Source organism: Vibrio rubrogenes, from assembly GCF_059641415.1.
The window spans coordinates 1-12,868 of sequence record NZ_JCARSY010000054.1 but is presented as its reverse complement, the minus strand read 5'-3'; the positions used below and the strand labels follow the sequence as shown (position 1 = coordinate 12,868).

Here is a 12,868-nt window from a genome sequence, read left to right as displayed (position 1 = left end):
CGCATTGGCAACAAAATATTCAACGACATCCTGCTCACATAACCAGTCGCCACCGCCAACCGTATCATTAAAGTGGTTATCCAGACTGTCTTCTTCTTTGATGACGGCAGCGGAACCACCTTCGGCAGCAACGGAGTGAGAACGCATGGGATAGACTTTAGAAATCAAGGCGACTTCTAATTCTGGGTTTGCTTCGGTGGCTGCAATCGCAGAACGTAGTCCTGCACCGCCGGCACCAATAATTGCGATATCTGTGGTTAAAGTTTTCACAGCTATCCTCCAAGTGTAAAAATAATCAATTCAAAAGTACCGGGGTACTTTCCACATCAAACAAGTGAGTATACCGACCCGTGAGGGTCGGATACTGATGCATTCTTGTTATTCTGAAATGAATGCTTATTTTCCTTGGGCTGACAGTATTGCTTTTTGGTATTGTCTGAAGATTAAACGTGACTCAGAGCTGAGCAGGTCCGGACACTTATCAATTATTATGTTTAATCTCAGTTTATTATTTCAAAGGATGCGCCGGTGGCGCATCTTCGTTGTTGTATTGGAACGATTGTCATCGTCCCTTATTTCTTATTTCAGTAATTCTAAGATCACGGTAGCCAAAATCAGCATAAAGGCTCCGCCGATTCGAGATGAAATTTGAGCAAATGGCATCAATTCCATCCGTTTTGATGCCGCCAGTACAGCTACATCTCCGGTTCCGCCCATATTGGCCATACACAGACCGGCAGTGATTGCCGCTTCGATGGCATAGAATCCCATCAATCGACCAATCAACGCAGCGCCAACGACCGCACCAACGACAGTCGCCAAGACCATCAGGAAGTATTCAACATTCAATGAAGCGATGATCTGATTGAGATCGGTATACGCGACACCGATACCGACTAACAGTGCTGGCGTCAGGTTATCGACCACAAACTTGTACCATGCGTGTGCCGATTTTTCGAGTTCACGGGGAATCACACCCATGACTTTGATAAATGCAACGAACAGGATCATCAGTGCATAGGTGTGCATACTGATGACTTCAGTGAGCATCGTACCGACAAAAAACATGGTGATCGCAAGTAATGCGCCGATGCCTAAAGTATCAACAGATGGTTTTTCGTTTACTTCTTCTACCGATGGCTGTTGTGAGCCACGGATCAACTGACCGTTGCCTGTCAATGACGGATAGACGCTGCCTAATTTGTTAAGCAGGCCTGCGATAACAATCGCCATCGCATTACCGATAGCCAGTGCCGGAACCATTTTTGACATCAGTTCAGCAGCTGTCATCGTGGTGTTGCCGGACATGATCTCAACCAGAGGGACGGCACCGGCACCCATGCCACCACCCATGATTGGTAGTGCAATCAACATGATAGAATCGAAGAACCCGTCTCCGACCATGAAACCGACAAGTCCGGCGAACAGAAACGCAAAAATGACACCACCGAAAATCACCGGGATATACTTCAGCGCAGCTTTTTTGAGGATTTCTCTGTCCATACCTAAGATCGAACCGGTGACCAAACTGGCGATAAAGAAAGAGAGGAAGCCACCGCTTTTCATAAATGTGGTAATTGAGCCGGCAATTTGCTGAGGCATGAAATCACTGTGAAACAGATAAGAAGAACCGAAAATAATGGCAATGGCACCGCCACCAAAAAACTGGTTCAGAATGGGGGTTTTGTCCCCGATGACATTCAAAATATATCCGACGACGGCCATTACACCGATTGCGCCAATGATTCCCGTTGGCATTTTATTTTGGATTGTGGCGAGCAAAATCACTGCCGCAGAAAGCGCAAAGATGATATGAATCATGCGCTTATCCGTATGGTTGATAGAGTTATTGGTTAACATAGCTTACCTGCACCTTGTTTGTTTCTGTAGGGGGTGGGTGTTTTTGATTTTGTGGGGGGAGTCTATCAACACTGTGGCGAAGAAAGATTGATTTTATGGCTAATGTAACTATCTTGTGCTTTTGTAACTTTTGTTCATCGGTGATAAAGCAGAATGAACAAGGCGAGTGGTCAGGAATAAAGCATTGTGATGAAACAATCGGCTCATCCGATAATCACAACGGATGGTTTTCTGCGAGAGACCCAAATTATGCTCTCCCGCAGAAAAGTGAGAATCGGCCACATTTTAGCTGTGACATGATTGTCCGGTGAGGTTGAACCGTGGTGGAGACGTGTTGATGCGTCCTTCCGGTCACCGATTTATACAGAAAAACGTTTAATTTGTGTTGCCAGCGATTCGATACTTATCACCGCATCTTGCACCGACTGATTCACCGTATTGGACATATTTCTGATCTGTTTCGACATCTCTGAAAGGTTCGCCAAGTTGGTATTAATTTCATTGGCAACCAGACTCTGCTCATCTGTTGCACTGGCTGTTTGCAACGTTAGCTCTTGAATTTGATCCGAAGATGATTTCACCGTGTCGAGCAAATCTTTTGTCTGAGCATTCAGGGTTTCGGTACTGGTGGCAATATCGACACTTGTTTTGATGGATTGAACCGCTTCTGATACCTCGTTTTGGAGGCTATTGATCATCTGGCGAATATCTTCAGTAGATAGCTGGGTTTTACTTGCTAAATTTCTGACTTCATCAGCGACCACCGCAAATCCCCGGCCTTGATCACCGGCTCGCGCAGCTTCAATGGCAGCATTCAGCGCCAATAGATTGGTCTGTTCGGAAATATTGAGAATCACATCTAAAACGGATGAAATTTTTTCGGAGCTGTGGGACAAGCGTTCAATGACAACTGAGGCATGTTCAATCTGTTGAGTTAAATCATGTAACCGCTCGGTTGAATGAAGAATGGATGCTTCCCCTTCATCAACCAGCCGGGAAAGCAACTCAACCTGTGTGGCTGTTTCTGATGCATTTTGGGCGACCTCTTTCGTCGCAGAACTCATCTCCTCGATTGCGGTGACGACCATATCCAGCGACTGATCTTCTTTATCACTGAGCGATGAGGATTCTGCGGCGGCATGGCTGATGGTTTTCATCTCGTCTTGAATGCTGCCACAACCATTTCTGATTTGGCGGATAATATGACCGAGCTTATCGACAAAACCATCCAGCTCGCGACTCAGATCACCAGTTTCATCTGATTTCCGGCTATTAATCCGGCGCGTCAAGTCACCATCGCCCTGACTGATTTGATGGATATCAGAGGTGATTTTTTTGATGGCGTTGGAAATATTTTTCGGGGCAAACCAAGCAAGCATGAGGCTTGAAAATAAGACAATTACGGAAAGAATCGAAACAAACAGCTTGAATTGATCAGCGTGGCGATTAATTTGTTGTTTCTCTTGGGTTGCATATTTGGTGATCAGTTCTTCAGACCCGTCATATAAATGTCTTAATTTCTTGAATGAATCAAAACCACGAGTCAAAAATAAGTTAACCGCTAAATCATGCTGTTGATTTTCTAATGCTTTTAATACGGCAGTGTGTTCTGCGTGCCATCGTTGGTAATAGCTTTGAAAAGATGAGAGATAATTAACTATTTCCGGCTCATCTTTAGTCATTTGTATAAAAGCTTGCATTCGATCCAATGCCTGTTGTGCATTGGACATGACTTCTTCTTTGAGTGTCGGTTGATTAATCAGTGCATCATCATCACCCGGTGAAAAAATTAATGTTGAGAGAGCGAGCCGGGATTGATAAAGATCTCGGTCAGCATTCTGAATTAAGTTGGCACCTTGCGAATATCGCCCGGTATTATACTGGATATAGCTTACCAGTTGATAGGCTGCGACCACGACCATAAGAAATACAATGCTGAGTAAAGAAAAATTAAAGGTATATCTGGCTCTTATTGTTCTAACACGCAATAGGTTCATCCTGCTTCTCCTTAGCCAAATGATCACCCTAAAGCCTGCAAACAGTCATTTTTGACTGTTTGCAGGCTGATTGATGTGATGAATTATTCGTTATTAATAAAATCCATATCAAATCTAACGAATAGTATAGGGCAGTTATTTTTTCAAGAGATAGCCGACGGTCGGTTGTATTTGTTGTGGCGTTCTTTGAGGGGCAGCCGGTTTAATGATGAACCCAATGCCGACTAAAAACATGATACATGCGGCAACCTGTGCAAGACTTAGAACTTCATCATACATCAAATATCCGGAGAGCAAGGCAAATACGGGCACTAATAAAGTCAGCGGTGCCGTGGTACTGAGCGGATAACGAATCAGGAGCCGGTTCCATACCCAGTAGCCAAACAATGTGGTTGGATAAGCCTGAAAGACAACGGCGATGGTCGTCTTCACATCCCAAACCTTAACCGCATGGAATATGATCTCCGAGCCGTAAATGCTCATCGCAAAAAGTACCAGAGGAATCGGCGCAAAGAGCATTCCCCAGACGTTAAATGCAAAGGCTTGGGTGGTTTTTGAGGCTTTGACAATCATGCCCATGATGGTCCAGCAAGTCGCAGCGATCATAATAAACATCAACCCCTGTGGCGTAATATTACCATTCGTTGCCGCCACCAAGACTAAAAGTGCCGCGAGCGCTGCTACAGCACCGATGATTTTGCGTTTTGAGATCTGTTCTTTTTGGATCCATACCCCGGCGGCCATACTAATCAACGCGTTCGATGAGAGCAGTACGGAAGACATACCGGAAGAGAGCCCCGCAGTAATCGACCAGGATGCCATCCCCCATATACCGACTCCGAACACTAAACCATAAGCAAACAAATAACGCCAAGCCACATTCGGCCTGCGGATAAAGAATATCGCAGGTATCACGGCTAAGGTAAATCGGGCCGCTGTCGCCAGTAATGGATGTACTTCTGTAATGCCCAACTTAATCATTGAGAAGTTAAATCCCCAAATCGCCATGACAACAATCGCCAAAAATAAATCGTTTCTTATCATTACTGTTCTCCTGTTCACTTGAAAAACAGTATGACTCGGGTACAGTTAAGGGTACAGATACAATTTTTTACATTAAAACCAGTACAGTGGTGGCCTATGAGTATGTACAAGATGATAGCGAGTCAATTTATTCGCGAGATTGAAGCGGGTCAGCTGGCTGAGGGAAGTCGTCTGCCTTCACTACGACAGCTCGCAAAACAGCAGGCCGTCAGTATGTCGACAGCAGTGAGCTGTTACCAAGAACTGGAGTCCCAAGGCTGGATCCATGCGCGTCCTCAGGCTGGGTATTATGTGTCGCTACGGCGCCATAAACATCACACCCCGGAGTGGGCGCAGTTTGTGAGCCGGGTTTCTCAGGTCAGACAAACATTTGCTGCTTCTGCCAAACATAACGGGCCACTCGGGATTTCAACCACCTATCTTGATGACATGGCGTTGAATGCGCTTGAGCAGAGTTTTCGCCGCGTCAGCAAACGGCTCGGCCAGCGACTCAATCAATATCCTCATCCGCAAGGCGAACCTTCACTACGTCATGCGTTCAGTGCTCATTTTGCCAAGCTCGGACTCCATATCAACCCGGATGAACTGGTGATCACATCCGGATGTATGCCGGCCATTAAGTCAGCGGTCGAAGCTTGTACGCAAGTCGGGGACGCGATTGCAATCAGTTCACCTTGTTTTAGTGGCATCTTAGATTTACTCGGACAAATGGGACGTCGTATCGTCGAAATTCCATCGCTCGACGAAGGCATCGATCTTGACCAACTGGAACAGCATTTACAGCAAGGAAGTGTGAAGGCGGGGATTTTCTGCACATCGCATATGAACCCGCAAGGGATCACCATGTCTGCTCAGCAGAAGCAGAAGCTGGCAGCGCTGGCAAACCATTACCAAGTACCGATGATCGAAGATGATGTCTATCTTGAGCTTTCCTATGCAGAACATACGCCTTTACCTGCGAAGTATTACGATCAAGGCGGTTATATTCTTTGGTGCGGTTCGATATCGAAAAGCCTGTCACCGAGCTATCGTCTGGGGTGGTGTTTGCCCGGTCGATTCACCGCAGAGTATGTGCATCAGCATACGGCCTCTTTCTTTGGCGTTTCTCTGCCCATTCAGCTCGCGGTGGCTGATTTTGTTGAATCCGGTCACTATGCCAAACAACTGAAACGCCGTCGCAGCCGGTTGCTTAACTTAAGGCAAGCGTATCTTAGCTTTTTATCGGCACGTTTGCCGGATAAGGTGAAGATAAGTAATCCACAAGGCGGCATGGTGCTCTGGCTACAGGTGCCTGATCTGAATCTCACCCGATTCACTGACCTTATCGAAGCATATAAGATTGATATTCGTTTGGGGCAGTTATTCAGTACGCTGTCGCTCTACAATGATTGTTTCAGGATTAATATTGGTTTTGAGCTCACTCCGAAGGTGGAGAATGAATTAAATCTGCTGGTTGAGGCGATTAAGCAATCGAGTGATGTCAGGCACGAAGTCTGACCGACATTTGAGATAGCCGTTGTAGCGAAGCTGTGTACCGGGCACCAACTAAATGGGTGCCCGGTGCGGTTGAGCATGTGAATGAAATGACGTCACGCTCTCCAATTAGTTAGATTGCGCCACTTGCCCTAACTTCAGCCAAGTATCAATCACGGTATCCGGATTGAGTGACACAGAACTGATCCCCTGTTCCATCAGCCATGCAGCCAGATCGTCATGATCAGACGGGCCTTGACCGCAGATCCCGACATATTTGCCGGCATTGGTTGCCGCTTCAATTGCCATTTTCAGCATCGCTTTCACCGCCGGGTTACGCTCGTCAAACAGGTGTGCGACATCACCGGAATCTCGATCCAGCCCCAGTGTCAGCTGGGTCATATCATTCGAGCCGATCGAGAAGCCGTCAAAGTGCTTCAAAAACTCATCCGCCAGTATGGCATTGGAGGGCAGTTCACACATCATGATCACTTTGAGCCCTTGATCGCCCCGTCTCAGACCAAATTTTGCCAGCAAGTCAATCACCGATGACGCTTCATCCGGGGTGCGAACAAATGGGATCATAATCTCGACGTTTTTCAGCCCCATTTCCTGACGCACCCGTTTAATCGCCTGCGTCTCCAGCTCAAAACAGTCTTCAAAGGTCGGTGAAATGTAGCGGGATGCACCGCGGAAACCAAGCATCGGATTCTCTTCATGCGGTTCGTAGTTTCGGCCACCGACCAGATTGCTGTACTCGTTTGATTTAAAGTCAGACATCCGGACAATGACGCGCTTCGGCCAGAAGGCGGCAGCAATCGTTGCAATTCCTTCCGTCAGCTTACTGACGTAGAAATCGATCGGATCCTGATAGCCTTTGATGTGCTGACGAATCTCAGCTTTGAGGGCATCATCTTGGGTATCGAATTCAAGCAGCGCTTTCGGATGAATCCCGATCATCTTGTTGATGATAAATTCCAGGCGCGCCAAGCCAACCCCTTCATTGGGAATCTGAGCAAAATCGAAAGCGCGATCAGGGTTACCGACATTCATCATCACTTTGGTGGGGAGGTTTGGCAGTTCATCGACCGAAGAACGACGTACTTCGAAATCGAGCTGACCCCGGTAAACATAGCCGGTTTCGCCTTCGGCACATGATACGGTGACCAGTGCTCCGTCTTGTAAATCGCTGGTGGCGGTGCCACAACCGACAATCGCGGGAATACCGAGTTCACGGGCGATAATTGCAGCATGGCAGGTTCGGCCACCTCGGTTGGTCACAATCGCAGCAGCTTTTTTCATCACCGGTTCCCAGTCAGGGTCGGTCATGTCGGTGACCAGAATATCGCCTTGTTGCACCAGCGACATTTGATCAAGTGAGTCAACCAAGCGCACTTTCCCTGAGCCGATACGCTGACCGATGGCCCGGCCTTCAAGCAGCACATCAGCCTTCGTATTGAGTTGGAAACGCTCGATAACACTGGTTTCATTTTGTGAGCAAACCGTTTCCGGGCGAGCCTGAACAATGTAAAGCTTGCCGTCAATACCATCTTTGGCCCATTCAATATCCATCGGGCGCTGATAATGTTGTTCAATGATCATCGCCTGTTGCGCCAGTGCTCTGATTTCATCATCATTTAAAGAGAACTGCTGACGCTCTTGCTCATTGGTGTCAATAATTTCGACTTGTTTGCCGATTTCTTGCCGCTCAGAGTAAATCATCTTGACCATTTTAGAGCCGAAGGTTTTCTTCACAATGGCGGTCTGACCGGCTTCCAGTAAGGGTTTATGGACATAGAATTCATCCGGATTGACCGCACCCTGAACGACCATTTCACCCAGTCCCCAGGCGGAAGTGATAAACACAACCTGATCAAAGCCTGACTCCGTATCCAAGGTAAACATCACACCTGAAGAGGCTTTATCTGAGCGCACCATCCGTTGGATACCGGCTGATAATGCAATGCCGCGGTGGTCAAAACCCTGATGCACCCGGTATGAAATCGCGCGATCATTAAACAGGGACGCGTAGACATGTTTGGTGGCTTCAAGGACGGCATCAATGCCTTTGACATTGAGGAAGGTTTCTTGTTGCCCGGCAAAAGAGGCATCCGGTAAATCTTCAGCGGTGGCCGATGATCGGACCGCAACGGAAATTTCAGCATTGTTTTCGGTCAACACTGCGTAATTGTCACGAATTTCCTGTTCTAAATCGGCAGGAAACGGGGCTTGTAAAATCCATTGACGAATGGTGGCTCCGGTCTGACGTAATGCGTCAATATCGTCAACGTTAAGTGCATCAAGCAGTTGATGAATGCGATTATCTAACCCCTCATAATCTAGGAATTGATTAAATGCATACGAGGTAGTCGCAAAGCCGTTTGGCACAGAGACACCAGCGTTGGACAGATTTGAAACCATTTCACCGAGTGAAGCATTTTTACCACCGACCTTATCGACATCTTGCATCGATAAGTTGTTGAACCAGAGGGTATTGTTGGGCATTTCTTTCTCCAGAAGTATGACTTTGTTATTGGTTTTGGTAATCGTTTACATTTGCCGACTAAAAAATAACCAAGGATATTTTCAAAGCTGTGGCACTTGTCGTTGAATACCGAAGGTCGTTCTGTTTATAGTGTGATAATGATGCTAATCAAAATAATTTGAAAGTTTAAATAAAATATGCAAATTGATAGTCAAAGTCGTGACGTATTCTACGTTTCTGATGGTACAGCGATTACATGTGAGACTATAGGACATGCTGTATTAGGTCAGTTTCCCTTCATCGTCAATGAGAAAACTTTTCCATTTGTCGAAAGTGATGAAAAATTGACAGATGTGATCAAACAGATTGAATCTTCTTATCAACAACATGGTGTACCACCGTTGGTTTTTTTCTCGATTGTGGTCCCGCATATTCGTGCCAGACTCCTTCAGGTGTCTGCCCATTGTTACGACGTGCTGGAAAACATTGTTCAGCGTGTGCAGTCTGATACTCAGACTGCACCACAGCCGAAATTGCAGCGCTCACGGAGTATCAGCAAAAATACCGATACTTATTTTGATCGGATTGCTGCTATCGAATATACCTTGGCCCATGATGATGGTATATCTCTGAAAGATATTGGACAGGCTGATATTGTGCTGCTTGGGGTTTCCCGAAGTGGTAAAACCCCGACCAGCCTTTACATGGCAATGCAGTTCGGACTGCGGGTAGTCAATTACCCGTTTATTCATGATGATATGCGTTCGCTCAAGCTCTTGCCGGCGTTTGAGATTCATCGGCATAAACTATTCGGTCTGACTATCAACGCAGAACGCTTAACGGCAATTCGGCAGAATCGTCTGGCGGGGAGTGAATATGCCAGCATCCGTCAATGTGAGCATGAGCTGGCAAATGTGGAAGCGTTATTTCGCCGTGAAGCGATTCCTTATATCAATACCAGCTCACTGTCGGTTGAGGAAATTTCAGCCCGCATTCTCGAAAAAGCGGGCTTGAAACGCCACCTCTGTTAGCCAGTCACGCAGATAAAAGACCGGTGAGTTTACCCCTGTTCGGCAAAGTCGAGCAGCGTCTGACCGGTCATCCGGTAGATAATCCATTCATCCTGAGGTTCAGCACCGATACTTTGATAAAAGTCGATGGATGGCTGATTCCAGTCGAGCACGGTCCACTCAAAGCGGCCACAATCTTTGCTGACCGCCAGACGAGCGAGATATTTCATTAACGCTTTGCCTGCCCCGAGGCCACGGTGCTGTTCACTGACATATAAATCTTCCAGATACAGGCCATATTGACCCAGCCAAGTCGAATAGTTGAAGAAGTAAACGGCAAAGCCGATGGGCTGATTATCTGCTTCACAAATCAGGGCATGGGCACGAACGTCGTCACCGAATAACTTGCGTTCAATCGATTCGACGCTATTGGCGACTGCATCAGGCTCTTTCTCATAAATCGCCAGTTGATTGATAAAATCTAAAATGGTCGCTGCGTCTGAAATTGTGGCAGGTCTGATATGAATGGTCATGATTTCCTTGCTTTGGTTGACTCAGGTTAGTGACAGTGTATGCTCAAATGAATTATGAATGAAGTGCACTTTATTCAGGCTTCATATGAACAGTATTCATGACAGATGGTTACCCATCAAGAAACAGTCCCATGCGTAAATTTCCTAATCTAGATTTGAACTTACTTAAGGTGTTCGCCAGTTTATATCATACGGGCTCGGTAACGCTCAGCGCCGATGAACTGAATATCAGTCAGTCAGCGTGTAGTCATGCCCTGCAACGTTTGCGAGAGCGGCTTGGGGATGACCTGTTCATCCGGATTGAAAATCGTATGTTACCGACAGCTTATTCTGAGCGGTTAGCTGAACAAGTTTTGCCGGGATTGGCATTACTGGGGCAGGGGCTGGCCTCATCGCATCCTTTTACACCGGAGGATACGCATATATTCCGGATCGCCGTGACGGATTATACATCATGGTGTCTGCGGGAATTTATCACTTACCTGAGCGAGTCGTTTCCTCATATCCACATTGAATTTATCCAGTTGGCCGAACGATTACCGGAGGCAGCGCTAAAATCGTCAGCTATCGATCTGGTATGTGGGTTTGCCCATCAACAGGAAGAATCAGAAAGTCTGAATCGCTTGGTCTGGCTGAGCGACTACTATGTCAGTGTGCGGTGTCAGAGTCATCCGGTGGCTGAGCATCTTTCACTGGCTCAGTTTCTTCAGTATCCACATATTTTGGTGACACCGTGGAATGAATCCAGAGGGATTGTTGATATTACATTGTCACGGCAAAGAAAAAGGCGCCAAATTGCGATTCGGACTGCCAGTGTTCTGGCGGCACCTTATTTTTTGCAGCAGACATCTTATTTGCTGGCCGCACCGTCCCGGTATGCTGAGACCATTGCTGAAAGCTTATCGCTGCGTTTATCACCTATGCCGTTAGATGTACCGGATTATCAGCTGACGCTTTACTGGCATAAAACCCGTCATAACGACCCGAAAATCGCATGGTTTGTCCGGTTGTTCAGCGATTTTCATCAATGTTCATGAATGACGGTGACGGGAGTGGTTGATTTGGATGGAGTGAAATCTTTTTAAAAAGCCAACTTGATCGATGTTCTCAGGGTATAATTCATGGATGATTTTTCAGCTATCTCCTAACAAAAAATCTTGAGCAGGATGCGAATCAATCCGACCCTGATTACGTGCGCTGAACTTAAACCTAGGTCTTTTGGGGTACTTTTTCGGCCTTAAAAAGTACCTGGGGCGCTTTCGGAGATGGCAATGAGATCGAAGAAAGTCATTGCGTCCCAAACTCAGCATCATCCTCTTACTTTTTCAGCCTCCGGCGTTGCAGTTTGACGTACAATCAGCGTCAGTGATTTCAGAGGCATCGATGTTCTGTGCGCCAGTTACTCTTGCAGAGATGCAAGCGTAACCAGAAGATCTTTTTTGTTTTGATTGAAGAGGTTTCAGCGGAACAATCGGCTCCCAAATTTGACGCACAATCAGCGTCAGTGATTTCAGAGGCATCGATGTTCTGTGCGCCAGTTACTCTTGCAGAGATGCAAGCGTAACCAGAAAATCTTTTTTGTTTGGCTTGGTCGCGGGTTGTCCAGAACCAGCTTTTACGGGCGTCCTGCCCGGAAAAGCTTAATCATTCTTCCATGAATGATTTTCTTGGTTGAGTGGTTGATTTGAATTGGGTGAAATCTCTTTAAGGCGAAGCCAACTTGATCGATGTTCTCAGGGTAAAATTCATGGATGAATTTTAAGCTTTTCGTGAGCAGGAGCGAATAAAAGCGACCCTGATTACGTGCGCTGAACTCAAAAAAGATGCTTTTGGTTCCTTTTGCATCCATCAAAAGGAACTGGGGCGCAGTCGGAGATGCAAATAAGATCGAAGAAAGTCATTGCGTCCCAAACTCAGCAGCATCCTTTTACTTTTCCAGCCATCGGCGTTGTAGTTTGACGCACAATTCCGTTCCTCGATTTCAGTCGCATTGGTGCTCTGTGCGCCAGTTCATCTTTCAGAGATGAAAGACGAACCAGAAAATCTTTTTTGTTGGGCTTGGTCGCGCGTTTTCCAGAACCAGCTTTTACGGGCGTCCTGCCCGGAAAAGCCTAACCATTCATCCTTGAATGGTTTTCTTTGGTTTGGTGGTTGATTTGAATAAAGTGAAACATTGAATCAACGAAGCTCAACTGATCGATGTTCTCAGGGTAAAATTCAGGGATGAATTTTAAGCTTTTCGTGAGCAGGAGCGAATAAAAGCGCCCCTGATTACGCGCACCGAACTCAAAAAAGATGCTTTTGGTTCCTTTTGCATCCATCAAAAGGAACTGGGGCGCAGTCGGAGATGGCAATGAGAGCGAGGAACGGGATTGCGCACCAAACCAACAGATTTACTATTGAACACACCAAGCTACAATTTAATCACCTCAACCGAGCCTCCCTGTTACCCCCATTCCAAAAATA

The 12,868-nt window shown here is 46.5% G+C and carries 9 protein-coding genes; 3 read left to right on the top strand and 6 right to left on the bottom strand.

Going from position 1 to position 12,868, the window contains the following annotated elements; all coding sequences use genetic code 11:
- From AC55NX_RS19615 to AC55NX_RS19600, 4 genes are all read right to left on the bottom strand, one after another.
- Positions 1-270: FAD-binding protein (locus AC55NX_RS19615; protein WP_496997265.1), on the bottom strand; the 270-nt coding region annotated here is incomplete at its 3' end.
- 309 nt (positions 271-579) lie between these two features.
- Positions 580-1,860 carry a 2-hydroxycarboxylate transporter family protein gene (locus AC55NX_RS19610; protein ID WP_496997264.1) on the bottom strand — a complete coding sequence of 427 codons (1,281 nt, stop codon included), beginning with the start codon at positions 1,858-1,860 and terminating at the stop codon, positions 580-582.
- Positions 1,861-2,219: 359 nt separating this feature from the next.
- Positions 2,220-3,857: a methyl-accepting chemotaxis protein gene (locus AC55NX_RS19605; RefSeq protein ID WP_496997263.1), complete on the bottom strand. Its 1,638-nt coding sequence runs from the start codon at positions 3,855-3,857 to the stop codon at positions 2,220-2,222.
- Positions 3,858-3,992: 135 nt separating this feature from the next.
- On the bottom strand, positions 3,993-4,901 hold the full coding sequence (locus AC55NX_RS19600; protein WP_496997262.1) for an EamA family transporter: 909 nt from the start codon (positions 4,899-4,901) through the stop codon (positions 3,993-3,995).
- A gap of 96 nt (positions 4,902-4,997) precedes the next feature.
- On the opposite strand from AC55NX_RS19600, the gene AC55NX_RS19595 reads away from it, so the two are divergent.
- Complete coding sequence (locus tag AC55NX_RS19595) at positions 4,998-6,398, top strand: aminotransferase-like domain-containing protein (protein ID WP_496997261.1); 1,401 nt, start codon at positions 4,998-5,000, stop codon at positions 6,396-6,398.
- Between the two features lie 105 nt (positions 6,399-6,503).
- On the opposite strand, the gene ppsA is transcribed toward AC55NX_RS19595, so the two are convergent.
- On the bottom strand, positions 6,504-8,879 hold the full coding sequence (gene ppsA, locus AC55NX_RS19590; RefSeq protein WP_496997260.1) for a phosphoenolpyruvate synthase: 2,376 nt from the start codon (positions 8,877-8,879) through the stop codon (positions 6,504-6,506).
- 177 nt (positions 8,880-9,056) lie between these two features.
- On the opposite strand from ppsA, the gene ppsR reads away from it, so the two are divergent.
- The gene (gene ppsR, locus AC55NX_RS19585; protein ID WP_496997259.1) at positions 9,057-9,890 is read left to right on the top strand and encodes a posphoenolpyruvate synthetase regulatory kinase/phosphorylase PpsR; all 834 of its coding nucleotides are present in this window, start codon (positions 9,057-9,059) and stop codon (positions 9,888-9,890) included.
- A gap of 29 nt (positions 9,891-9,919) precedes the next feature.
- Here the strand turns inward: ppsR and AC55NX_RS19580 are convergent, their stop codons facing one another.
- Positions 9,920-10,402, bottom strand: coding sequence for a GNAT family N-acetyltransferase (locus AC55NX_RS19580; protein ID WP_311844760.1), 483 nt, complete (start codon positions 10,400-10,402; stop codon positions 9,920-9,922).
- 131 nt (positions 10,403-10,533) lie between these two features.
- Here AC55NX_RS19580 and AC55NX_RS19575 point away from each other — a divergent pair, with 131 nt between their 5' ends.
- A complete protein-coding gene (locus AC55NX_RS19575; protein WP_496997258.1) occupies positions 10,534-11,439 on the top strand; it encodes a LysR family transcriptional regulator in 906 nt (301 codons plus the stop codon).
- Positions 11,440-12,868 lie beyond the last annotated feature (1,429 nt).